The organism is Methylobacterium adhaesivum (assembly GCF_022179065.1).
Classification (GTDB): domain Bacteria; phylum Pseudomonadota; class Alphaproteobacteria; order Rhizobiales; family Beijerinckiaceae; genus Methylobacterium; species Methylobacterium adhaesivum.
This window is the reverse complement of the sequence record NZ_BPQD01000014.1, coordinates 67,968-91,731: the sequence shown is the minus strand read 5'-3', so window position 1 is coordinate 91,731 and position 23,764 is coordinate 67,968. Positions and strand designations below refer to the sequence as shown.

General features: G+C 66.1%; 19 protein-coding genes. 6 read left to right on the top strand and 13 right to left on the bottom strand.

Annotated elements, in window-relative coordinates; translation table 11 throughout:
- Nucleotides 1–563 precede the first annotated feature (563 nt).
- Nucleotides 564–2,609 (top strand): methyl-accepting chemotaxis protein, encoded by a 2,046-nt coding sequence (locus MFF01_RS11965; RefSeq protein ID WP_238225612.1) that lies wholly within the window; start codon nucleotides 564–566, stop codon nucleotides 2,607–2,609.
- Nucleotides 2,610–2,721: 112 nt separating this feature from the next.
- Here the strand turns inward: MFF01_RS11965 and MFF01_RS11960 are convergent, their stop codons facing one another.
- The 12 genes from MFF01_RS11960 to MFF01_RS11905 all read right to left on the bottom strand — a co-directional run bounded on the left by MFF01_RS11960 (nucleotide 2,722) and on the right by MFF01_RS11905 (nucleotide 15,416).
- Nucleotides 2,722–4,149, bottom strand: a complete 1,428-nt coding sequence (locus tag MFF01_RS11960) for a hypothetical protein (protein ID WP_238225610.1) — start codon at nucleotides 4,147–4,149, stop codon at nucleotides 2,722–2,724.
- Between the two features lie 368 nt (nucleotides 4,150–4,517).
- Complete coding sequence (locus MFF01_RS11955; protein WP_238225608.1) at nucleotides 4,518–5,114, bottom strand: GIY-YIG nuclease family protein; 597 nt, start codon at nucleotides 5,112–5,114, stop codon at nucleotides 4,518–4,520.
- Between the two features lie 278 nt (nucleotides 5,115–5,392).
- Nucleotides 5,393–6,187 carry a 3'-5' exonuclease gene (locus tag MFF01_RS11950; RefSeq protein ID WP_238225606.1) on the bottom strand — a complete coding sequence of 265 codons (795 nt, stop codon included), beginning with the start codon at nucleotides 6,185–6,187 and terminating at the stop codon, nucleotides 5,393–5,395.
- A gap of 51 nt (nucleotides 6,188–6,238) precedes the next feature.
- On the bottom strand, nucleotides 6,239–6,559 hold the full coding sequence (locus MFF01_RS11945) for a DUF6634 family protein (RefSeq protein WP_238225604.1): 321 nt from the start codon (nucleotides 6,557–6,559) through the stop codon (nucleotides 6,239–6,241).
- 155 nt (nucleotides 6,560–6,714) lie between these two features.
- Entirely contained in the window at nucleotides 6,715–8,841 is a 2,127-nt protein-coding gene (locus tag MFF01_RS11940; RefSeq protein ID WP_238225603.1) for an AAA family ATPase, read from the bottom strand.
- 100 nt (nucleotides 8,842–8,941) lie between these two features.
- Nucleotides 8,942–9,607 carry a hypothetical protein gene (locus MFF01_RS11935; RefSeq protein ID WP_238225601.1) on the bottom strand — a complete coding sequence of 222 codons (666 nt, stop codon included), beginning with the start codon at nucleotides 9,605–9,607 and terminating at the stop codon, nucleotides 8,942–8,944.
- Nucleotides 9,608–9,983: 376 nt separating this feature from the next.
- Nucleotides 9,984–10,304: a hypothetical protein gene (locus MFF01_RS11930; protein WP_238225599.1), complete on the bottom strand. Its 321-nt coding sequence runs from the start codon at nucleotides 10,302–10,304 to the stop codon at nucleotides 9,984–9,986.
- 856 nt (nucleotides 10,305–11,160) lie between these two features.
- The gene (locus MFF01_RS11925) at nucleotides 11,161–11,319 is read right to left on the bottom strand and encodes a hypothetical protein (protein WP_238225597.1); all 159 of its coding nucleotides are present in this window, start codon (nucleotides 11,317–11,319) and stop codon (nucleotides 11,161–11,163) included.
- Between the two features lie 37 nt (nucleotides 11,320–11,356).
- The gene (locus MFF01_RS11920) at nucleotides 11,357–12,403 is read right to left on the bottom strand and encodes a class I SAM-dependent methyltransferase (RefSeq protein ID WP_238225594.1); all 1,047 of its coding nucleotides are present in this window, start codon (nucleotides 12,401–12,403) and stop codon (nucleotides 11,357–11,359) included.
- Nucleotides 12,404–12,489: 86 nt separating this feature from the next.
- Nucleotides 12,490–13,344 carry a hypothetical protein gene (locus MFF01_RS11915; RefSeq protein WP_238225592.1) on the bottom strand — a complete coding sequence of 285 codons (855 nt, stop codon included), beginning with the start codon at nucleotides 13,342–13,344 and terminating at the stop codon, nucleotides 12,490–12,492.
- Nucleotides 13,345–13,348: 4 nt separating this feature from the next.
- Nucleotides 13,349–14,155, bottom strand: a complete 807-nt coding sequence (locus MFF01_RS11910) for a 2OG-Fe(II) oxygenase (RefSeq protein ID WP_238225589.1) — start codon at nucleotides 14,153–14,155, stop codon at nucleotides 13,349–13,351.
- Nucleotides 14,156–14,222: 67 nt separating this feature from the next.
- Complete coding sequence (locus MFF01_RS11905) at nucleotides 14,223–15,416, bottom strand: glycosyltransferase (protein WP_238225587.1); 1,194 nt, start codon at nucleotides 15,414–15,416, stop codon at nucleotides 14,223–14,225.
- A gap of 107 nt (nucleotides 15,417–15,523) precedes the next feature.
- On the opposite strand from MFF01_RS11905, the gene MFF01_RS11900 reads away from it, so the two are divergent.
- The 4 genes from MFF01_RS11900 to MFF01_RS11885 all read left to right on the top strand — a co-directional run bounded on the left by MFF01_RS11900 (nucleotide 15,524) and on the right by MFF01_RS11885 (nucleotide 22,149).
- Nucleotides 15,524–16,579, top strand: coding sequence for a radical SAM protein (locus MFF01_RS11900; RefSeq protein ID WP_238225585.1), 1,056 nt, complete (start codon nucleotides 15,524–15,526; stop codon nucleotides 16,577–16,579).
- A gap of 273 nt (nucleotides 16,580–16,852) precedes the next feature.
- The gene (locus MFF01_RS11895) at nucleotides 16,853–18,523 is read left to right on the top strand and encodes a beta strand repeat-containing protein (RefSeq protein ID WP_238225583.1); all 1,671 of its coding nucleotides are present in this window, start codon (nucleotides 16,853–16,855) and stop codon (nucleotides 18,521–18,523) included.
- A 224-nt stretch (nucleotides 18,524–18,747) separates the two neighbouring features.
- Nucleotides 18,748–20,487 carry a type I secretion system permease/ATPase gene (locus tag MFF01_RS11890; RefSeq protein WP_238225581.1) on the top strand — a complete coding sequence of 580 codons (1,740 nt, stop codon included), beginning with the start codon at nucleotides 18,748–18,750 and terminating at the stop codon, nucleotides 20,485–20,487.
- Nucleotides 20,488–20,733: 246 nt separating this feature from the next.
- Nucleotides 20,734–22,149 carry an HlyD family type I secretion periplasmic adaptor subunit gene (locus tag MFF01_RS11885; protein ID WP_238225579.1) on the top strand — a complete coding sequence of 472 codons (1,416 nt, stop codon included), beginning with the start codon at nucleotides 20,734–20,736 and terminating at the stop codon, nucleotides 22,147–22,149.
- A gap of 42 nt (nucleotides 22,150–22,191) precedes the next feature.
- On the opposite strand, the gene MFF01_RS11880 is transcribed toward MFF01_RS11885, so the two are convergent.
- Nucleotides 22,192–23,142, bottom strand: coding sequence for a sulfotransferase family protein (locus MFF01_RS11880; RefSeq protein ID WP_238225577.1), 951 nt, complete (start codon nucleotides 23,140–23,142; stop codon nucleotides 22,192–22,194).
- Nucleotides 23,143–23,460: 318 nt separating this feature from the next.
- Between MFF01_RS11880 and MFF01_RS11875 the strand changes: the two genes are divergently transcribed.
- A complete protein-coding gene (locus MFF01_RS11875; RefSeq protein ID WP_238225576.1) occupies nucleotides 23,461–23,622 on the top strand; it encodes a hypothetical protein in 162 nt (53 codons plus the stop codon).
- The last annotated feature ends 142 nt before the right edge of the window (nucleotides 23,623–23,764 follow it).

The following is a 23,764-nucleotide window of genomic DNA, read 5'->3' as shown; positions in this document are numbered from 1 at the left end:
TTCGCGGCGGGTGCCCAAAGTCCGGTCGGGCGAGGTCCGGCAGGACAGGGTCTCGTTGGCCCTCGCCCCGCATGTCGGGCACTGAAGCCTCCCGGGCAAGGTGCGGCGATCGCCCGGACGAGGGAATACGCGCGGCGGGGTCTGGCTCCCACGCGGTCGCGGCGAACGCCACAGGGAGTCTGGAACGCGGTTCTAGAACAAAGTAAGTACAGCAACAAGGTTGCTGGACCGCGCCGCGAGCGGGCGAGGGCGGACACCCGTCCCGGCGCTGGGCACTGGCCCTGGTGTGGGACGACTATGTCCCCGAGAAGCTTTTCCCCTTTTGGTAGGACATCACGCAGTATCGCGGCGCGCAGCCTCGTGGCTCGAGGCTAACGTCGATCCCTGCCGCCCTTCGTCCCGGGTCTGAGGGCCTTCAGTGCGGACCAACCCTGAAACGTGCCCTGCAATGCGCCCGGCAATGCGCCACGAATGCTGAAATGTAAGGCATATTTTCATACGGCAACCCTGTGTTTACGCCTCAGACCGAGGTTGACGATCTTCCGATCAACAGGTCTCCGTCGATGCTCCGCAGATTCCTCGCGTCCCTCCGGGGCCGCATCCTCCTCGTCGCCCTGGCTCCCTGCCTCGCCTTCGCCGTCGTGGCGGCGCTGGCGATCAAGGAGCGGATGGCCGAACGGACCCGGATGACGGAAGTCGAGGGCGTGCTCGATCTCGGCGGTCTGGTCGGCCTCTTCGTCCACGAGGCCCAGCGCGAGCGCGGCGCTTCGAGCCTGTTTCTCGGTGCGAAGGGCACGCGCTTCCGGGCAGAACTCGATGCCCAGCGCCTCCGCACGGACACGAGCCGGACGCGCCTGATGCAGGCCACCGCGGCCGCGGCCCCGACGGGAAACCTCGCCGCGCGCAGCGCCGCCCTCGCCAGCGCCCTCGACGGCCTCTCCGCCCACCGCAAGGCCGTGGACGATCTGGCCCGGACGCCGCGCGAGAATCTCGCCGCCTATACGGGGCTCATCACCAAGGCCCTCGATCTCGTGCGCGAAATGTCCGGTCTTGCCGCCGATCCCGCCCTGAGCGCCCGGATCTCGGCCTATTCGGCGTTCCTGTCCTTAAAGGAACTCGCCGGCCAGGAGCGCGCCACGGCGGCCGGGATCTTCGGCGCCGGCCAACTCGATCTGCCCGGCCTCACGCGGATGGCGGCGCTGGGCGCCGGCCAGGCCACCTACGACAACCTGTTCCGCCTCACCGCCGAACCGGCCCAGGCCACGCTTCTCGATGCCGTCGGCACGAGCCCGGCGGGCCGCGAGGTCGAGCGCCTGCGCGGGATCGTCCTCGCGACGATCCCCGGCCAGCCCTTGGGCTTCACCGACGCGCCGGCCTGGTTCACCACCGCCACCCAGCGCATCGACGCCCTGAAGGGGATCGAGGACAGGATCGCCGGGGACCTCGCCGCCGCGGCCGCCGCCGCGCGGGGGGACGCCGAGCGCGGCGTCACCCTGTGGCTGGCGGCCAGCCTCGCGACCCTTGCCCTGTCCTGCCTCGTCGCCTTCGGCTGCGGCACCGCCATCGCCCGACCGCTCGCACGGATCGCCGACGCCCTGACGGCCATCGGGCGGGGGGCGAGCGCCGGTCCGCTCCCCACGGGGGGCGCCCGCGAGGTCCGCGCCATCGCGGCGGCCGCGGGAGCGTTCCGCGACAGCCTCGCCGAAGGCCAGCGCATCCGGGCGCAAGCCGACCACCTGACGCAAACCACAGCCGCCGAGCGCCGCCAGGCGATGCTTGGTCTCGCCAGCGGGTTCGAAGCCCGGGCCGGTCGCATCGTCGAAGCGGTCTCGGCCGCCGCAGCGCAACTGGAGGCCGCCGCCCACGCCCTGTCGCAGGCCTCGGGCGAAACTTCGCGCCTCAGCGGCGCCGTGGCGCGCACCTCGGGCGAGGCCGCCGCGAGCGCCGACACCGTGGCGGCGGCAACGGAGGAACTCAGCGCCTCTGTGCGCGAGATCGGCACCCGCGTCGAGATGTCGGCCACCGTGGCGGGCGAGGCCGAGCGCGACACCGCCCGCATGGGCGAGGACATCCGCCGGCTCGCCACCGCCGCCGGCAGCATCGGCGAGATTGTCGGGCTGATCTCCAACATCGCCGGCCAGACCAACCTCCTGGCGCTGAACGCCACCATCGAGGCAGCCCGAGCCGGTGAGGCAGGCCGGGGCTTTGCCGTGGTGGCGGCGGAGGTGAAGGAACTCGCCAACCAGACCACGCGGGCGACGGACGAGATCGCCGCCAAGGTCGGACAGATCACCGCATCGACGGCGGCCTCCGTCGAGACCATCGGGGGCATCGCGCAGGTGATCCAGCGCCTCAGCACCCTGTCGCAGGACATCGCGGCGGCCGTGCAGCAGCAGGACGCCGCCACCCGCGAGATCGCCCGCACCACCGTCCACACCTCGGAGGGAACGCGTCAGGTCTCGATCCATATCGCCGGCGTGAGCACGGCGGCCGACTCCGCCCGGGCCGGCTCGAATCAGGTCCTCACCGCCGCAACCGACCTTGCCCGCCAGGCGGCGGACTTGCGCGCGGAGGTCGGTGGCTTCCTCGCCACCGTTCGGGCGGCGTGAACGCGCAGACGAGCCCGCGCCGGCGGGCGGCGCGGGCGGAACCCGTCACATCCGGTTCCGTTTCGCGCCCATCCCGTCGGCTCCGGATCGGTGTCGGCGGCGGGAACACTGCTTACCGGGCGATTTCGGACGTCAGCGTGATGGTGACGGTGCCGTTCTTCACCACGCCGTCCGGCTGAACCTGGAGAACGGCGTTCGTGGCGTCGGCCCGGACGACCATAACCCTGACGGCAACCGCCTGCAGGGTGCCGCCATGGGCCGTCGATGCCCCCGTGGTGAACTGCGTCGGGATGCCGGCGAGACCGTGCGGCACGTTGATGTAGTTGCCCCCCGTCCCTGAGTGATACGTGACGGTGCGGGTCGATTTGGCCGAGCCGGCATTCCCGTGCCCCGGAACGAACAGCGCTCCCCCACCCTGGCACTGCTTCGTGTCGTCGACCGTGACCTGCTGCAGGAGGGACGGCGCGCCGAGCTCGATACTGTACGGCTTCGAGAAACCGTGCATGACGTTGCCGGTGAACTGAACGTTCGTGATGCCGTCCGCGAAGCGCGCAGCCATGGAACCGAAGGCGATCTCGTTGCCCGTGAAGGTGAATCCGTCGGCGTGTCCGCCCGTCTTGATCGACTGGATCGCCGGCGCATCGGCCTTGTTGCCCACGGCCGAGATGTAGTTCGCCGACACCAGGATGCCGTCGACGCCGTATCCGGAGAAGCCCTTCGGCTCAATGCGGATGGCGCCCTCGTCATTGTTCTGGTCCATCATGTTGCCGATCAGGCGCACGGACAGCACGGAATTCAGGGTGATGAACGGCCCGCCGAGAAGCACGCTGTCGTTGTGGGCAATGAGGGTTCCCTCCGGTCGCGCCACCGTGCCGTTGTCGCCGATGAGGCCGCCCCGCCCGGTGCCGCCCATGTAGTTGCCCACCACCTGATTGTTGATCGAGATGCTCTTGGGATGAGTGGTCTGCTGCTGCCAGGTGTAGGAATATTTCGAACGGAAGTTGGTGAAGCTATTGTCCTTGATGCGGTTGTTCGACAGGGCGAAAAACACGATCGGGTCGACATTGTCCGGATTGGTCGCGACCACCCGATTGCGCCAGAACTGGTTTCCCTCGCCCTGGATGAAATTGGCGACCCGCCCCGCCGCGCCCGAATGGGTGAATTTCAGGTCGTGGACGTTCGTCCCGAACTTGTCCGTGCGGATCGTATCGACGTTCGCCGTCGTGGTGATGCACGTCCCGGTGCCGAAGAGTTCGACGTCCGACGGATCGATGGTTGTGTTGACGATGTAGCAGGGACCCACATTCGGCAGATACAGGGCCTTGCGCGCCGTGCGCGCCGCGTCGAGGGCGGCTTGCAGCTTCACCGAGACGTCGATCCCGGCCAGGACATCCGAGAGGGCGACGAAGCTCAAGGCATTGACGTTGCCGGCCTCCCGCAGCGAGGGGTCCTCGTTCGGTCCCGGCCCGTTGATCTGCGCCGCCAGGGCCGGACCACAGACAAGCACGATTGCCAGTGCGATGGGGGCTCGGTTCGTCACTCTGCGTCCTCCGATCTTGATTCACGACCATAGGCCGGCATACCGCCCACCCCCGTGTTCAGGCATTACGAGGACGGCATCCTGGCAGCCCCTGCAACCTTACCCAGGAATGAAGTCTCGCGGGGACGGCACCACTGCGTCGGTGAATGACGGCCTCTGCGAGGCGCGCCGGTTCCGAGCCCTTGTCGCCGGACCTAGCGGCCGACCCGGATACGCGGCTGCGCCGCATGAGGGCGGCGCAGCCCGTCTCGCAAGTGGACAGCCTTACGCGCAAGACTGGGGAGCCGCGCGAACTGGGGGGCGCCAGCACCCGGCCGGAGCATTCCCGGCCGAGCGCCCGCGTCCCACCGAACGCGACGGATCGGGTATCAGACCCGGACCGAGCCGACGCCCCCCTGGGTCAGGATGGCGAGCACCTGTCCGGCGAGACGGCTCTGCTCCGGCCGCATGAGGCGCAAGCCCGCGGCATTCAGCAGGTTCAGGCCGAGGAGCAAGGCAAGATCGAGCATCTTACGATCCGCGTCGCTCAAGGGAAAATCCTGCAAGTGCTTGCAGCCCTTGTGCCAGTCGATCTCGGCGTCACCCGCGACGATCTCCGAGAGTTGCTCCTGGAGGTAGACCGTCGCGCTCTTGTTGTAGCCCGACGAGACGAGAAGGTAGATCTCGTCCACGAAACCGAGACTGGCATCCGCCCGGTGGTCCGGCAGGCGGCGCCAGAGCTTCACTCCCTCGCCGACCCGCACCCGACGTCGGCCGTTCTGGTGACCGACCAGGAGGTAGGCGCCGCTGCGCCGATTGCGATTGAGCCAGGCGCAGACGTGGCCGAGATCCCTCCAATCGGCGGCGAGAACTTGCTGACCGGACAGGCGGTCGGTGACGAGGCGCAGGCTCGTGTTCGGGGTCGGGCACGACATCAGCGTCGCGAGGCGGAACTCGTGGAGGATCGATGGCAGAACTTGGCTCATGCGGGTTCTCCTGAAGAAGGTTTGGGACTTGGGAAGAGGTCGCGGGCCCGAACTTCATCGAGGCGGACCACGGCACCGGTCCCGGTCACCCTGCGGGGATCGCGGGCAGCCACGGGGGTTCGCGGACGGGACGGGTTTGGGGGGTGCGCAGGCCTGGCCGAACCGATCGACCCCGGGCCGAAGGGTTCGGGCCTCCCCCTCCGCGACCGGAGACGACGCCGGCAGGACGCGGGATCGGCGCGGGGTCGGGGAGCGTGTTCGGGGCCGCGAGGGAGCGCTCATGCCGCTGCAATCGCGATCGGCGTCGACGGCACAATCCCCTCCGTGAGGTGCCGGTCGAGGTCGGCCTGACTCTGGCGATAGGCCTTGCTGTCAAGGTTGCCGCTGGTGTGCTGCAGGACGAGCCACAGGCGGTAGGTGGCGGCGACATCGGCCCGGCAATACGCGGCGATCTCGGCGATCCGTCCCGCCCGCAGGAATTCGTAGACACGGGACCCGTCGATCCCGTCGGGCTTGCCCGGAAGGTCGAGGGCTCGGCACAGGGCATCGAGGCCGACCTTGCCGCCCGGCTGGAAGTTCGACAGCACGTCGCAGAGGTCGAGGGCGGCGTCCGCGTAGCGATGAAAATAAGGGCGGCCGGTCAATCCGGGCGCCTGGACCCGGTTGACGAGGGCGCGGTACCGAAGCACCGGCAGGTCGAAGGCATTGCCGTTGTAGGTCACGAGTTGGGGTCGCAACGCCTCGACCCGGCGAGCGAAGTCGCCGATGAGGGTGGCTTCGTCGTGCGCGCCGCAATGGGGGGCGTCCAGGGTCTCGACGGACCAGGCCCCGCCCCGCAGGCGCGCCACGAGGGCGCCGATGCAAACGATGCGATGGAACGGCAGCTTAGCAAACTTGCCGTTGAGGCGCGCCTCGGCTTGCGCCGTCTCGGTTGGGGCGAGGCCGTAAAGCCGGGTCAGGGCGGCGAGGTCTGGGACGGTTTCGAGGTCGAACACCATGACGCAGCACTCGTCCGAACCGGCGTTGCGGCGCTGCGGGTGGGGTCGGCGAGAGTAGTTAGGAATATCGGGCATCGGGTTTGATGGCTCCAGGTGTTCGCGCGGGGAGGGCGGTGGCGCTGAACATCACTCGGCTGGGGCGGCGAGGCGGTACCAGCGGCTCATGGTTCTGGCCCAGCCGGCGGTCGGGTCGAGGGCGATGAGGCGGGAAGTGGCCACACGCCGCCGGCCCGACAGGCGAGGATGGTCCTCGACGGTTCCGATCAGGATCGGTTCGACGATGGGGATGAGGCTGCGGCGCCAGTCGGACAGGACCGGTGCATCGGCGAACTCGTAGGAATCGGGCGCTGTCCCGGCGGTGAGGCGGTCGAAGGCTGCGAGCCCTGCTTCCAGCCGCACGGCGTCATCGACGGCAAGGAGAAGCTGCAGATCGGAATGGTGGCGCATGGTATGGACGTCCTTTCGGGGTTGGGGCCGGGGCGGGCGCTCGGGCGAATGCCGGGGACGCGGCGTCCACGGCGCGGAGGGGTTGGCCGGCAAAGGCCGGGGGACAGGACTGCTCGGCGTGAGGGATGGGGGGCGAACGGGTCGTCCCGCCGAGCTCAGGCGGAGCGGATTGATTGCCCGGCGGCGGGCCGGCGCGGGCGCATGGGGGTGTCACCCCTGCCCGGATGGGCCGCGGCGATGCCGGCCACCTCCGCGCCGGTCATCACCCGGCGCCGCACCAGGGTTTCAGCGAGGGCGGCCACCGCCCCGCTGTTGGCTGTGATCAGCGCGAGGCTTGCGGCCATCAGCCGTTGGAGATGCTCCTCGACGCACTGAACGAGGCGGGGCTCCAGGGCCCCGAGATTGGGTGCGCCCTCCGGCGTGCCCCGGTAGATCAGCGCCTCCCCCAGACCCTGGGTGGTATGGAAGGCGGTGAGCCGGACGGTGGCCATGTGCAGATCGTGACTGGCTCCCGCCTGGGGGCCGGATCCGAGCACGATGTCGGCGGCGCGTCCCCCGAGGATCTCAATCACCTCGGCTTCGATGCGGGCCCGCGTCGGCACGTCGTGGACCACTCCGAGTTGGGTCCAGCCCGCGGCGACGCCGCGCGGCGCGACGGAGACGCGCTCAATCGCGATTCCGAGGCGAAAAGCGGCGATGCAATGCCCCGCTTCATGCAGGGCGACGGCGCGGACGAACTCATCGGGACGATCGTCCATCGGCCGCACAACCTGCAGGAGATCGTCGAGACAAAGGGGACGATCCGCCCGCCGCGCCACCTGACGGGCGATGCGGATCCAGCCGAGGGCATCGGCACCGGTGCCGCCCTCGCCGAGACGGGCAACCTCGCTGAGATCGGCGCCGGGCAAATCCGTCCCGAGATGCTGACGCAGGATCGCCATGAGGGCCGTGGCGTCGGGGCGCGCGATGGTGAAGATCCGGTCGAACCGACCCGGACGCCTAAGGGCCGGGTCGATCCGATCGAGGTGATTCGTGGCGGCGAGCAAGACCGCGCCCTTGCCGGAGGAACGCAGTTCGGCGCAACGCAGGAGTTGGTTTGCCGACACAACATTCCAGTAGTCAGCGTTGCGCGACGTGACTTGACCGCGGCCCGGGAGGGCGTCGAGCTCGTCGACGAATCCCACGCAAGGCGCCTTCGCCAGGACGGAATCGAAGAAGGCGTTCTGCTTGGCCAGAACCTGATCGAGGTAGCTCGACCCGTTCATCCATTCGCCGACGCTCGTCTCGATGAGGGGCACGCGCGCGGCGCGCGCCACGGCCCGGACGAATTCGGTCTTGCCCGTGCCGGGTGGGCCGGCCAGAATCGCGCTCTCCAACTCATTGCCGTCGAGTTCATTCGCGAGGAAACGGCCGAAATCCGCGACGAGGCCGAGCGCCCAATCCTTCGCCGCCCCGTAGCCCGCAAGCGTCGCGAGATCCGGTGCACCGTGTCGATCATCCCCCCGGGCCAATCGCGCGGTGGCGCGGCGCAGGCGCCCTGCGATCACGGCGGGGCTCGATCCCGGTCGCATCGCCGCCACGAAATCGTCGAGACCGAGCCCCGCGATGTCGGCGGCCGCGATTCGGAAGCCTGAACGCCGACGGGTGAGGACCCGAATGGCCCGGGTCATGAGGCCTGCATCGGGCAGGGCGAGCCTCACCACGTGGTCGGCGGCCGAGGCGAGGGCGACCGGGACGGCATTGAGGTTCGTGGTCAGGGCCGCCACGAATCGCCCCCGCAACAGGCTCAAGCTCACCTCGGCAGTCGCGTTGTCCCGCCCACGCTGGCGCTCGGTCTGCAACCGCACGACGCTGGCGTTCTGGACGTCGCGGTGGATCACGGCCCCGACCGGCGCGAGCCAGCCGGCATTCGGCACCTGAATGATCACGAGCTCGTTTCGGCCGCGGCGCAACCGGCTGAGGGCGGGGCGCCCCAGCGCCCGGGCGAGGGCGAGTTCGGCCAGGAGATTTGCCGGATCGGGCCAGGGGTGGCCAGCCTGCTCGCAACCCATGCCCCCATTGGCGCGGGCCGAAGGACCCGACCCGTCACGCGCCGTGTCGGCGTCGCTGAAACCAAAGAAGTCGTCGATGTCGGTTTCGCGCGCCACCGCTGCCTGGGCTGGCTCGGCTGATTCGGTATCGGTCGCCGGGGTCTCGGACGCATGAGACGGGGTGGCGGCGGCAGCATCTTGGTCGGCGTCTTCGGACGCGTCGGAATGGGAGGGCACGGTCGTCTTCGGCATCGGGCGCGGCCTTTTCAGGAGGGACGGGGATCGGGGAGGGGGGCAGGCGCGTGGGACCGGCCGCGTCGCGGAGGATTCGCGGTGGAGCGGCTGGTTCGAATCAGCCCTGGGTCACGCGGTTCGGCAGTCGGCGCACCGGGCTCGCCGGTCCGAGGGGCTGGTCGAGATCGACGGCAAGGCGGTTCGATCCGACGAGGGCGAGGACGGCGCAGGCCGGATCGACCTCGCCCCGCAGGGGCACGAGACAGGACCGCAGACTGTCGCATCCCCCGGCGATGAAGAGATGGCGCAGCAGGCGCTCGGTGGCCGGACGCGAGGGGTGGAACCCGGCTGATTCGTGGATCAGCCGGGCATTGGAGAGACGCGGTTCACGATCGACCACGGCCTCGCGGATGATGCGCAACGGAAACCCGAGGCGCTGACGCCGGCTGCGCAGGTTCCGCAGGGCAGCCAGGCGAGCGGGGTCATTCTCGAAGCCGTAGGGCAGGGCGATGAGATCGACGCTGGCTCCGTGCGCGATGCGGATGCGGCGCAGAACCAGGCGCCGGCGCGGGTCGAGGCGGCGCACGGCGCGCAGAAGGGTGGGGTCGAGCTCCAAGCGCTCGACGGGCAGGGCGCCGATGAGCCAGTCGAGACGGCAGGCGAGGGGCTCCGCCCCGGCCAACGGCGCCGTGCCGTGGGCGTGCCCCCCGGCCCCGCCGTACCGGGACGCATCGGGGGCAACCCCTTGCGTGAACGCCGTGGTGTCTTGGAAGTGACGGATCATGCGGACGAGCTCCTGCGAGCGCACCCCGGCAGGACCGGTGGCGCGAGGAATGGGATTGGCGATGGCGGGCTGGGGGCCCCGGGGAGGATGCCTCGGGGCTAGGTCGGATCGCGGATAGCTTGGGCTCTGGATCGGGCGGCCGGCCCCCGTTATCGCGGGCGCTAAAAGTCACGACGGCGCGGGCGTCACCGGCCGAGCACGATGCTCGGCTCAATCCGGGGTCCCGGATGGCGCCCTGGGCTGTGGCACGCTGGTCAGAGCCTTGAAGGGGAGGGCACGTCGCAGGACTTGGCCGAACCCGGCATTGCTCCTGTCTTTGGGAGCTCAATGCCGAGGAAACGCCGAGCGGCGCTCGCTTTAGACCCGCGCTTGTGGATCAGACCCGCGTCGCCGGGCTCAGCCAGACACGGCTTGAAGCGTCGAACGCGCTGTCGAGGTCGATCACGGCATCGCCCGCATCGACGAGGTCGAGGACGGCGGAGAGGGGCTGGGGATGATCCGGCAGAAGGCCCACGAGGTCGCCGATGGCGACACGCATCCCGCCGGCAAGGGCACGAAGCAGGATGTGGCGGGTGTCACGGGGGCGCGGGACAACGCTGTCGGAGCGGGCGGGATCGCGGACGGAGCCGGCGACCGGGAAAACGCGCGCGGAACGATTGCGCGGCGAGGAAGCCTCGCCGTAAGAGGTGGTAACCATCGTGCTCTCTGCTCCTAACAGAGGGTGCATGGCCAGACCGTCGATGCAGCGGCAATTGCATCGACGGTCGCCCTCGGCAAAGGGCTCGATCGCGGCAATCGTCCGCCTTTAGGCAAGGACGGGGTCTGACACCGGGGTTTGCGTGTCCCGATGCGAGCAAGATGCGCCTCGGGTGGAGCATCGACAAGGGCTTCGACACGGTTATTCGTCGGTGTTTCTCGTCCGCGCCGAGGCATGGTTAAGAAACACTGAACATGATTGGATTGTTTTAGCCTTGTTCCTTGTGCCAGAGCGCTGATCGAGGTGCAGGGCCCCCTCGCGGTTTTGAATACCAAGACAAATTTCCAGTGTCCCGCAGGCGGAGCGGGTCAAAACGTCAGCGGACACAGACGCGGTCGCTCTAGGTCTGCAGTCTCCAACGGCGAGCGCCCAGACCGGAACGATTGACATCGAATTCCGCTGGATCGGGGAAATCGCAGGCCGAGTCGGGCGGCGCCGCGTCAACGGTCGCGCTGACGCTGACTGGGCCTCCAACTTCCCCGCGGCGCTGCCAAGGGTGGGGCGCTGCAAAGGTTGGCCCGACCGGCCCACGCTTAGCGTCACGCGGAGCGATTCTCAGCGGCAGGCGGCGCCCGTTGCGCAGCGTCCACGGATTGAGGGCACGACTTAGGGATCGGTGCGTCGCGCCGTTTCCCCCGTACAGCACCTCCCAGCCGTCGCCTTCGTGACGCACAAGGATGGCGGGCTGCGCGCCATTCGCAGCCTCTGCCTCCCATGAAACGGCCCGAAGCACGCCTCCACGTGAGCCTTCGCGACGAGGCCGTCACGGCTTGCCCTCGTTCATGGCCGCAACGCTTCACGGCGTGAGAGTTTTGCCATCGCAGGGCGTGACGTCCGTCGAGCCTGCCTTCGACCAACTCAGCCAGGAGAGCAGCTCTTCGCCCATCGGGATGAGCGCCTCGATAGTGGAACAGGCGCCCCCGTCGCCGCCCTGATAGACGCCGGTTGTGCTCAAAACCTATCTCGTGTGAGCTCCCATCCAGCTCTGGGGCTCAGGGCGCCTGGAACACCTCTTCGACCCAACCCGTCCGGAGCCAGGCCGGCATGCGGGCGTGGCAGCGAAAGCCGCGCGCGCGGGCAAGCTCGGCCACGACGTTCTGACGGTGGTCGCCGTTCTGCACGGCGGATTCCTGATTGATGCTGAGGAAGAGGCCACCGGGGCGGATGCGGTCAAGGTAGCGTCCCGCATCGACCGGCGCCATCTCGGGCAGGCTGTCGATGTTGATGACCACGTCCCAGTCGGTGAACCGATCACCCCCTTCACCGTAGGCATTGACGAGGGCGATACCGGGTTCCGACCGATAACCGAAACCCACCGCCTCGGCCCCGAAAGCGGTTGCGAGCAGAACGTATTGCGGAACGAGGACGGGGGGCAGATCGACGATGGCAAAGCGGGTGCAACCCAATTGCCGGGCGTAATAGGCGAGGTGCCCTGACCCGCCACCGATCTCCAGGAAGGCCGGGGATTGGATCCCGAAAGCCCGTGCGACCGCATGCGCACGCCACGCCCCATAGACCCCGTCGAAATGACGATCCGAGAAGATGCCCTTAGCGAGCCGCACCCCGAACAACTCACCGGCTTGGCTCGGCGGGACGAGATCGGTTCCGATCCGCTCCTCGATGGCACCGAACAGCCCGTCGAGATCCTCGATGACGAAATGCGTCTGACCGTGCTCGCGACTCTGGACCCGCGCGGCGCCCACCGCCTCCGACAGGCGCACGAGACGATCCAGGATGATTCGCCCAACATGGAGACGGGCGGCCGGATTGGTGGTCAGGGAGTCGTGGACCATGTGGCCCTGGAGGAATCCGTGGGTGAGGGGGGTCGCGTAAAGGCGCTCCACCACACGATTCGCCCGTGCCACCTCCTCGCCGGCCAGCTCGGACAGGCTTTCCCCATAGAGTTGCGCGTAGTCGCTCCAGATCGAGGCATCGAGGCGCGCGGTCGGTGCCAACGACCGGATGTAGTCGCGCAGCCGGTCCCGCGGCACCGGGTCGAGGCCGAAACCAGTACCGAACCCGAAGAGCGCGTCGGACAATCCCGTCCAATCGGGGCGTCGTGAGAATGGATGCGACACGTAGGCTTACTCCTGGAGTGCCGCACCGAACAGGGCAACGCAGTCCGCTAAAGCGGCCAGGTCATCCGGTCCTCGGCCGCGTGCCCGCCAATGCTGAGCGCCGGGCGCGTCGCGCCGGGTTGGCGCAGGGGATGATCGAGGACGTGGAGGCCATACATCTGTTCGAGCCACGGCTCATCCGCGAAGGGACGCCGGTAGCGCAGGGTACGCAGGGTGTCGATCTTGCGCGGCACCGCGGCACGGGCATTGAACTCGTCGATGGCAAGCAGCTGCCCGCACCAGCGGTTGCGGAACAGGCTGCCGATTCGGGCCGGGCCGCCGATGGTGTCGTCGAAGTAGCTCGGCACCACGGGGAGCAGGCACTCGGCCTTCGCATCGGAGAACAGTCGCAGGCAGTCGACGCTGGAGCGATAGATATCGACGTCGATGCTGACGAAACCCACCGGCATCGCGGGCGTCAGGGCCTCAACGAATACCGGCAGGGTCTCGCCGATATCGCCCCACACCATGGTGGCATGTTGGGACAGCGATTCGGGATCGCGAGTCGGGAAATCGCCGGCTTGCCAGATCTCGGGATGGTCGCGGACATCGACCAGCGGCGGCAGGCCCGCCCCGGTGTCGAAGCCGTAGATCGTGAAGCGCACGCCCGTGAGCGCCGTGACCTTGGCGGCGAGATCCGACAGGGCCCTGAGGCCCGCGCCCTCGGCGACGCCGAACTCGATGGCGGCGACGTGATCGATCCCGGAGAAGCGGGCGACGTCGGCCGCCGTCAGCAGGCCGAACAGGTAGAACGGCCGCGCCTCGACATCGTAGCGCGCCCGCTCGCGCAGGTCCGTGGACGCGGCAGCACGGGCACGCTCGGCAAGGAGAAACTCCGGATAGCGCCCGTTAAGCGGCGGCAAGGCCTCAGACAGGGGTCGTCTCCCCTTGCGCCTGCCACTTCACCGTACGCGGTGTGGCGTCACCCTCTTCTGGATGCTTCGAATAATAGAAAAACGCCAGGGACTTGCGGGTACGGCCCTCGGGGCAGGCGAGCGGCTCGGGGTGGCCGTGATGCGACGTCGAGAGAGTGCTGAACACCGCCAGCCGGTTGAAGTGCGGCATCACCCGGGCCTCGCATTTCGTGGCATCGCGGTTCCACAGCTGCAGATCGCCGCCCCAGGATTCGTCCCAATCCTTGTTGAGGTAGAGAATCGCGTTGAGCTTCCGGTAGAGGCCGAACGGCTCGATCATGTTGAAGTCGGCGTGCACCCGGAGTTTCCCTCCGGGCAGGATCTGATGCATGCCGCCGCCGTTGAGGCACGGATCGGAGATGAGGTCCTTGAGGCCCGTCAGCGTCTCCAGAAAGTGCAGAAAGGTGTAGCCGTTGAAGGCGTAGCACATGTTGTGGATGAGGGGCGGCGCGCCCTCCATTCGCGAGGCGTGGCGCACGCCGAGCTTTTTCGGCTGGTTGACGGTGTCGCCGGCCTTCCAGTCGAACCACACGGGGTCATCCACGCCCGGATAAGCGGCGTGGATGCGCTCGGCCACGTCGCGGGGCAGGAAGTCGTCGATCACCACGTGCGGGAACGGGTGGGCGCCGTTGTACCCGGGGGCGTAGGCGCGGGCCTTCTCCTGGAGGAACTCGTCCTCGAACTTGAAGAAGGGCGAGCCGACTGGGGCCGGAGCGGGCGGCGGGGAAGGCGGGGCAGCGCGCTTGAAGAGGTTCAGCATCGACGCGGGGTCTCTGAAATCCGGGATAGGGCGATGTCGGTCCGCGCCGTGGCGGAATCGTGGCATCCTACAGCAGGGAGGCGATGAGTGCCTTCTGGCGCGGCAAGCAATGGCCGTGGAGGTCGTAGCGTTCGAGGATCGTGCGGCGCGCCTCCAACCGGATGTGGTCGTAGTCGCGCGGGCGCTCCAACACGGCGCGGATCCGCTCGGCCAGCGCGTGGGCATCGTGGAAATCCACCAGCAGGCCGTTATGGCCGTCGACGATCACCTCCTCCACCGGGGGCGTGCGCGAGCCGAAGACGAGGCACTCCGCTGCCATGGCCTCCAGCATCGACCAGGAGAGGAAGTACGGGTACGTCAGATAGATGTGCGCGCTAGAAACATAGAGCACATCGAGGAAGGTGGTGTAGGGCACCCGCCCAAGGAAGTGGACGCGGGTTGCGTCGATCTCCAGCTCGGCGAGCAGGTGCTGCCGGTGGGTCTCGCCGTTGGGCAGCGGGTTGCCGTAGGCCGGCTCGTCGGCCCCGATAATCACGAAATGCGCCTTCGGCCGGGTCTTGCACAGTTCGGCGATGGCCCGGATGGCGGTGGGAAAGCCCCGCAGGGGCTCGAGCCCGCGCCCGACATAGGTCACCACCTCGTCGTTACTCGTGAGCACCCGCCCGTCCGGCAGGGTCAGCTTGCCGCGCGCCGGACGGCGGATCGACACCGTGTCGATGCCGTCGTGGATCACGTTGAGCTTCTTCTGGATCGAGGTCGGATAGCTCGCGTACTGGAAATGCGTCGGCGTCAGGCCGGCGTCGCAGAGGTCTGCCGAATGGATGTTGGCGGTGTTCTTCATCCGGAATACGAACGGCGCGTCCCGGTCCACGGGCTCCGTCGGAGCAAAATCCGCCAGGGGCTGGGCACGCAGGTACCACTCGAAATAGCCGAGCACCGGCACCTTCGGGTAGAGGTCCTTGACGTACATGAGTTCGCCCCAGCCGACATGCCCGATGATGAGGTCGGGCACCACCTTGAGTTCGGTCTGGAGGTGGAGCAGCGCCTTCGTCACCCGCTGCGCGTAGGTGAACTGCGCCACCACCGGATGCTCGGCCTTCACGTCGATCTGGTACTGGACCCGCTTCGTGCCCCGCGATTCCCCCTGTCCGGCGGTGATGAAGTAGACGTCGTTGCCCGCCGCCGCCATGGCCGGCGCGAGGTTGCGGAACTGCGCCGGGATGTTCTGGTGCACGAAGGCGATCACGGGCTTTTTCGACACGCGCGGACATCTCTTGAGAGGCAATCGTCGCGCCCTATAGCGCACCGCCACATTCTCGGCCATTGCGGGCGCTAGCCACAGCCCCGAACCGACGGGACGCGAGGACGATGCAACACCTGTTTTCCCGCTTCCTCGCCAAAGCGCCCGGCAAGGAGCCCGCCGCGAAAGCCACGCCGGCCGTAGCGACGCCCCAAAAGGCGCCCGTCGCCCTGCCGCCCCTGAACATCCGGTATTACACCGATTATCCCACCTGCAACCTCGCCTGCTCCTATTGCGTCGCCGGCCACGGCACCACGTTCCAGAAGCCGCCGACCTCGCGCTGGGATCCGGACCGCTACCGCCGCGTCATGGCCAACGTCGCGAAGCTCCCCTACGCCGTTAATATCCGCATCGGGGTGGGCGGCGAGTTCTTTGTCTCGAAGGATCTGGTGGACGGCGCCCGCACCCTGTCGCAAAGCCCGAACCTCCACGCCCTGAACCTCATCACCAACCTCACCCTGTCGGTGGCGCAGTTCGAGAAGACGTTCCGGGGCTTCGACGAATCGAAGATCGCCATGGTGGCGAGCTTCCACCCCGAACAGATCAAGGACCACGCGGATTGGTTCGACAAGGCGGCCGAGTTCAACCGCCGCTACGATTTCGCTGTCATCATGGTGGCCTTTCCCGAGGCCCTCGATGAGATCGCCGCCCACAAGGCCCGCCTCACGGAACGCGGCGTCGATGTGTTCATCCAGCCCTTCGTCGGCCCACACAAAGAGAAGTGGTACCCGCAGGCCTACACTGAGGCCGAGCGCGAAAAGATCAAGGCGATGATCTACTCGCGGCACGATTACGAGTACCTGCTGAACGCTAAGCGCCCCGGCGCCTGCAACGCCGGCTACCGGGCGATCTTCATCGACCCCATGGGCGTCGTCACCCCCTGCGGCATGGGCAAGTACCATGGCTCGCTCGGCAACCTCGCCGAATCGGCCGAGCTTGCCTTGCGTGCCGGCCCCGCCCCCTGTCCGTTCTCGTCGTGCCAGTGCGATACGGAGAACGTGAACACGGTAGAATTCCACACGCACTACGAGAAGAGCGGCGCCAACCAGCACCGCTACCGCTACCGATTCGGCGACCTCGCGGCGCTGGACGAGCGCTACGACGAGTGGAAGATTCATTACTAGGGAAAAACAAGCCCCTCCAGGGGGTTGTTTGGGGTCTGAACGTCCCGTTCTGACGGAACCCTGTGATACTTCCACCACACGAATTTAAGGATTTCAGAGGCCTGTGCGGATGCGCCAGAATCCGGTTGCACCGCGCCGGGTTTCCTGAAAAAAGTCACCGACCTTGAACGGGGCTTCTTCCTTGAGGGGGAACCGCCACGGTAGGTGTCGCGACACTGGCAAGAATAGCCGGGTCACGAAGCGAATTTCTGCAGAAGACCCCAGGAGAGCTTTATGGCTAATTTCTTCTTCGACGGTTCGGCGAGCGTAACTGCCGCCAAGTCCGACGTCGTCGTCATCACCGCTAACCCGGCTCTGTTCACCAGCCAGGCCCAGTCCGGTTCCAACGTCGTTTTCACGTACAATAACGGCACCACCCTCACCGTCACCGGCACCACTCTCGGCGATAGCGCCACGACGCTTCCGAACGTGTCGCTGGCTGGCGGCACCTTCGCCACGGGCGCGACGGTCAACACCACCACCGTTGGTCAGAACAGCCTTTATTTCAACGGCAGCGTCGAGAACGTGACCGCGCCCCTGACCGGTACGGGTGCTTTCACGGCCAACAGCGTCCACGCCGTGTTCGGTGGTAACGGTCGCTCGGACCCCAACGACGGCACTGACACCATGGATGTCGGCGGCAAAGGTAGCTTCCTTATCTACGGAAACGCTGGTGCCGACACCATTGCCCAAGGCGCTGCTGGCACCACCGGCAATGCTTTTGACTCCACGAGCTTCGTGACGGTCTTCGGCGGCAAGAACGATCTCGGCAACGACTCGATTCTGTTCGCCAACACGGCCAACTCTGGCGCTAAGATGGCAATCTACGGCGGCGAAGGCACCGACTCGATCAACATTTTCAACACGGGCACCTCCGCCAATACTGCCATTTACGGCGGTCAGGGCGCAGCTGATTCGACCGATCTCGCTGACTCGATCGCCTTCAACGGCGGCGGCACTGTGAACATCTTCGCCAATGCCGGTAATGACGTTGTAACCCTCGGTAACTTTGGCAGTGCCGGCGCCGGCCTCGACAGCACCGCCAACATCACTGTCCACGGCGGTATCGGCTCGGATACTGTTGCGATCAAGGTTGCTAACGTTGCTGCGACCGTTGTTGCTTATGGTGACGAGAATATTGCTGGTGCGGCCAACGCCGACTCGATCACCGTGACGGGTACTACCGGTACGACTGTCATCTATGGTGGCACTGCTGCCGCTGATGCAAACGACAACGCCGATGTGATCAACTTCTCGGGTCAGGGCACCGCGACCATCTTCGCAGCTGCTGGTGACGATTCGGTCGTCATTAACACCACTGGTAACCTCGCCAATCTTACCACTGGTGCTGCCGTCGCGAACAGCGGCGCTAACGCTACCGCCAATGCATCGAGCAGCACCACTGTCTTCCTCGGCAATGGTAACGACTCGATCAACATCCTGAACACCGGAAACGGCCTCACCGCCGCCACTGGTACCCAGTCTGTTACGGGTGGTGCTGGTAGCGATACCTTCGCGATTGGTATCAACGGAGACGTTACGACTGCCAACGGCTCAGCTCAGGGTTCCGGCAACGGCATCTCGATCACCGACTTCGCTGTTGGCATCGATATCCTGAAGGTCAACAACGGTGTTGCCGGTAGCGCGACCGTAACGGTTTCTAACGTCGCGGCCGGTGGTTCTCTTCAGCAGGCCTTGGATCTTGCTGCCAACAACGCGACGGGCAATGCTGCGAACGGTACTGCAGCGGCCGGAACGGTCTCGGCGGTGGTGTTCAACGGCGACACCTACGTCGTTGTCAGCAATGACACGGTTTCTGGCTTCCAGGCCAACAGTGATCTCGCGATTAAGCTGACCGGTGTAACCGACGCAGCTACGATTGCCGCGAACATTGTTGTTGTCTAAGGTCGACAACCAATAGATAGTCTAAGCGATGGGCAGCGAAAGCTGCCCATTTTTTTTACTCCCCCAGACCTGTAAACTTAAATCCTGCTCATCCATTACATTTGCGTCTTACTATCAATGCTAAATTTAGCCGTATTGGCACTTTAAGTCGCATTTCGTGTTGTTCGAGCGGTCTACATAGTTTGACACCAGGGCGCACATAACTGAACTACCCGGAAGCTGTGATGTCACAACCAACACGCAATTTACTTGATCAAGCTTTGCGAGTATCCCTGAAGCCGCTGGGGTATGCATTCCTATTCAGTTTTGTTATCAATATTCTATATCTGTCGCTGCCACTATATATGGTGCAATTGTACGGTCGCGTTTTTGCCAGTCAGAGCATCGCGACACTTGTGATTATGGCGGCAAGTGTTACAGGTGCATTCTTGATTTCGGCAATCGTTGATCACTATAGGTCAAGCGTCCTCATCCACTTTGGTGTTCTATTCGATCGCCTGCTTTCCCGTCATGTCTTTGGAGCTCTCTTCGCCGCAGAATTAAAAAGTAACGCAGGCCAAAGCCAAGTCGTGCGTGACCTCGACGTGTTTCGTCAGACGCTGACGGGCAGTGGTATGGCCGTGTTCTTCGATCTTCCTTGGCTGCCGATCTTCATGGGAGCCCTGTTCATCATCGACCCCTGGGTCGGCCTCCTCTGCCTCGTCGGCGGTCTCATTCTGCTCGGACTCGCGATTTTACAGGATCGCGTATCGCGCACGGCTTTGAACCGTGTGAACAGCGCTGCTATTCGTGGTTATCAGTTCACTGACATGGCCTTGCGCAACGCTGAAGTCGTCAAAGCACTTGGCATGCTGCCCGCGTTGACCAAGCGTTGGCAGGTTGATCGACTGGTGATGATCGAAGGGCAAGCTCGTGCAAGTGAGCTAGCCGGTAAAATTGGTGAGCTCATCAAGTTCACTCGAATGCTAATTCAGGTTTTAGTTCTCGCCCTCGGAGCCTTCCTAGTCCTTAAGCAAGTCATTGGCCCAGGCGTTCTATTCGCAAATATGATTCTTTCTTCAAAAGCCTTGGCTCCGTTTGAACGCGTCGCCGGCTCTTGGCAGAGTCTCGTTGAGGCCGGACAAATCTACAAGCGCCTCACGAGCCTTCTCGATGGATATGAACCCAACCCTGTCTTCACAGTCATGCCGCGCCCGACTGGCTCGGTCGAGGTCCAGAACCTGACCTTCACGCTTCCGAACGCGAAGGAACCGCTGTTGAAGAATATGTCGTTCACTCTTCAGCCCGGCGAAGCCCTCGGCATCATCGGGCCCTCGGGGGCCGGCAAGTCGACCCTGACGCGGATGCTCATCGGCATCTGGAAGCCGACCGAAGGACATGTCCGCCTCGATGGCATGGAGGTCCATGCCTGGGACCGGGCCGCCTTCGGGCGCCATGTCGGCTACCTGCCCCAGGACACGGAGCTGTTCACCGGCACGGTGCGCGACAACATCGCCCGGTTCCGCACCGACGTCTCCGACGAGGCCGTGACCCGCGCCGCCCAGGACGCCGGCATCCACGATCTCATCGTCCGCCTTGAGAAGGGTTACGAGAGCGAACTCGGCGCCCAGGGTACCACGGTGTTCTCGGTCGGCCAGCGCCAGCGCCTCGGCCTCGCCCGGGCACTGCTCGGCGACCCCAGCCTCGTGGTGCTGGACGAGCCCAACGCCAACCTCGACACCGAGGGCGAGGCGGCCCTCCTCGACGTGCTGGGTGCCCTCAAGGCGCGCGGCGTAACCGTGGTCATCGTCTCGCACCGGGCGAGCGTGTTTCGGCATGTGGACAAGATCCTGTTCGTGCGCGGCGGCGAGGTCCAGTCCTTCGGCGAGCGCGACGTGATTTTGGGCCAGCTCATGGCCCCCGCCACGGTGCCGGGCACCGCCGAGACCCGCGCGGCGACGCCCCCGGCGGCTGCGCAGGGGTAGGGGCATCGCTCGCTCCGTGATGACGAGCAGGTAACGTGGGTTCCCTCTCCTGGAAGGAGAGGGACAGGGTGAGGTGTGTGGCCTTTCCGGAGAGGGAACACACCTCACCCCAACCCTCTCTTTCCAGGAGAGGGGGCCTGTTGCGCCCATGAGCAGGCGGTTCGCTCCACCGGGATAAGCCGCCCAACATCGGCCGCAGACCGGCCGCACCACACGACTCAGACTTGCGCCCAACGAGGCACCGCGATGAAGCTTCCCGCCACCCTCGGCCAGACCCTCGGCCGCATCGTCCCCGTGAAGATGCCGGCCTTCGCCCTCGCGCCCGCCGCGCCCATCCCGCACGCCGCCGACGAGGCGGCGATCCTGGCCGAACTCGAAGCGCGCGTCCGAAAGCCCATCGTCGCCGGCATGGCCGTGGTGGTGGTGTTCGTGCTCGGCACCTTTGTGTGGTCGGCGGTGGCGAGCCTACACGGCGCCATCACCACCCCTGGGTTCCTCCGGGTGGAATCGAGCCGCAAGACTATCAAGCACCGCGACGGCGGCGTGGTCCGCGAGATCCTCGTGAAGGAGGGCGACACGGTCAAGCAGGGCGAGGTGCTCATCCGCATGGACGACGCCATGCCCCGCGCCCAGGCCGATGTGCTCTCGGCGAGCCTCGACGGCCTGCTGGTGCAGCGCGCCCGCCTCTACGCCGAGCGCGACGGCGCCGACGCGATCACCCTGCCGAAGGAGATCGAGGCCCGCGCGTCGGACCCTGAGATCGCCATGATGATCCGCGACCAGCAGAACCTGTTCAAGACCCGCAAGGCGGCCATCGAGAGCCAGGTCGACGTGCTGAAGAAGCGCATGGACCAGTCCGAGACCCGGCTCGCCGGACTTGACGCCACCATCAAGTCCATCGAGAGCCAATCCGCGCTGATCCAGGACGAGCTCGTGGGCGTGCAGTCCTTGTACGAAAAGGCCCTGGTGCCGAAGGCTAGGGTGCGTCAGCTCGAACGCTCGGCTGCCGAACTCGTAGGCAATCGCGGCGCCCAGATTTCGGAGGTCGCCCGCACCAAGGAGCTCATGAGCGAATCTGAGTTCCAAATCGCCAGCATGCGCCAGACCCGCTCGGCCGAGGTCGCCGAATCGCTCCGCGACGTCCAGGCCAAGATCAACGACACGCTGCCCCGCCTCCACGCCGCCCGCGAGACCCTCGACATGGTCGAGGTCCGCGCCCCCGACGACGGCTACGTGCTGAACCTCACCCAGTTCACCAAGAACGGCGTCGTCACTCCCGGCGAGCGCCTCATGGACATCGTGCCCACCGACGCCCCCCTAGTGGTGGAAGCCAAGCTCAAGCCCGACGAGGCCTACGAGGTCACGCAGGGCATGAAGGCCCACATCCAACTCGCCACCTACGAGGCCCGCCAGCTGCCGCCGATCCCCGCCATCGTCACCAAAGTCTCGGCCGACCGCCAGCAGGACCAGCGCACGGGCGAGCCCTACTTCACCGTCGAGCTCAACATCGAACCGGAGGCCCTGAAGGACCTCGTCAAGCACATCCGCCTTTACCCCGGCATGTCGGCCACCGCCATGATCGGCACCGGCGAACGCACGGTCCTCGACTACGTCACCGCCCCCGTCCGCGACTCCCTGCGCGGCGCCCTCAAGGAGCGGTGAGATCGCTTCGGGCCGGGTTCGCGCCGGCCCGAAGCTCGGGTGTCAGCCACGCTGCCACCATTTGACCGCCGGTTTGGATTGGCCCTGTTGCGGCCGGTCTCGCAGGTCCGCGAGGTCGGCCTCCCGCGCGGCGAGTTCGGCCCGCAGAGACGCCGCCTCGGCCAAGGCGGCGTCGCGCTCGGCCTGAACGCCTGGAATCAGCCGGTTCAGCGCCTGCGCATCCTCAAATCCCTTGTTCGTCGCGCGCAGCGCCGGCACGAACGCGGCGCACGCCGTTCCATACGCCGCGTGAATCCGGTCGAGGAGCGACGCATCAGGCCCGTGCGCCGTTCCATCCGGCCGCGCCCACGCTGCGTCTTCGTAGGCCGCGAGGGTGTCCCGCAGCCAGGGGTGGAGCGGGGCCGAATCGGTCCGGCTGCGCCGCAGATCGGGGTCGATGAAGTCGGCCAGCGCGGCGCCGGTTTCGCCTGTGTTCAGAGGGAGTTGCAAGGTCTCGACCACCCGCCGCATCGTACCCGGGCCGTCGCTGAGAAGGTCCTCGTAACGAAGGAATACGCGAGGCAGGTCGCGACTCTCGCGCTCGGCCTCCAGAACATATCGCAGCCAAGCCATGTGACTGTTCGGTAAAGGAAATCCGTCCCGCGCGTGCAGCGAGCGCGCCACCTCGTCCGGATGCCGCACCGGCAAGACCGCCTTGATTTCTAAGTCAAGCTTTGCCGCCACTCGCCGCCACAACGGGATCAGCAAACACGACCGCGGATCCTTCACCACGAAGAGCGGCGCATCCCCGAATTCGGTCTGGACGGTCTCTGCTAGCTCATCGACGAAGGGCTGCGCCTGATCTGACTCGTACCAAGCGTCAGGGAATTTTTCCCAATCCCACCAATGCATTGCAGCCGACGCCAGCACTCGGTCGTGCAGAGCGACGATCTCCCTTGGCTCAAAATGACCTTTTGGGTTGTCTTCGGAAAGTCCAAGGCCCGTTGCGGGCATGGTTGCACCGAGAATCCCAAGGGCTCCGGCTACGGTTGAGGTGCCACTCCGATGCATCCCGATCACGAGCACAAGGGTCCGCCGCCCACTAAAAACTTCGGATCCCATCACACCCATTCCTTGACCCCCAACGTCCCAGCCCCCAATCATCGTCTATCGATATTAGCGCGACGAAGCGACTTCGAGGACAGCTTTCGAATAACGGTGCGAATTTACCCGTCGCCGCTCAAGCGGTTCCGTCTTTCTGAGTTCGCAGACAGGCCATTCAGGTCCAAAGATCCGGTCAAGGGCGGAAGCTGCCCCATCCGGTAGGACCCGATGATGGGTAGGTACGTATTTACCAATGTCAGCCAGGGCCACGCCTGGCGCGGCAGGGTGCGGCGGGAGAACTCGGGCGTCTACATCCCCGACGAGATGCTTCAGGGCGCCTCCACCGCGGTCTTCACCGGATCGTGGGCAGCGAGCTCGAAGCCCTGCTGAATCACGAGATCGGTCTGCTCATGAGCATATCGGGGCTGCGACTGATCCACGAGAGCTAGATCAGCGTAATCGCACACAAAACTTTCACCTCGACGATATTTTTGTCCAAGGTCTCACAGCTACTTCCCGTTGTTATACGCAC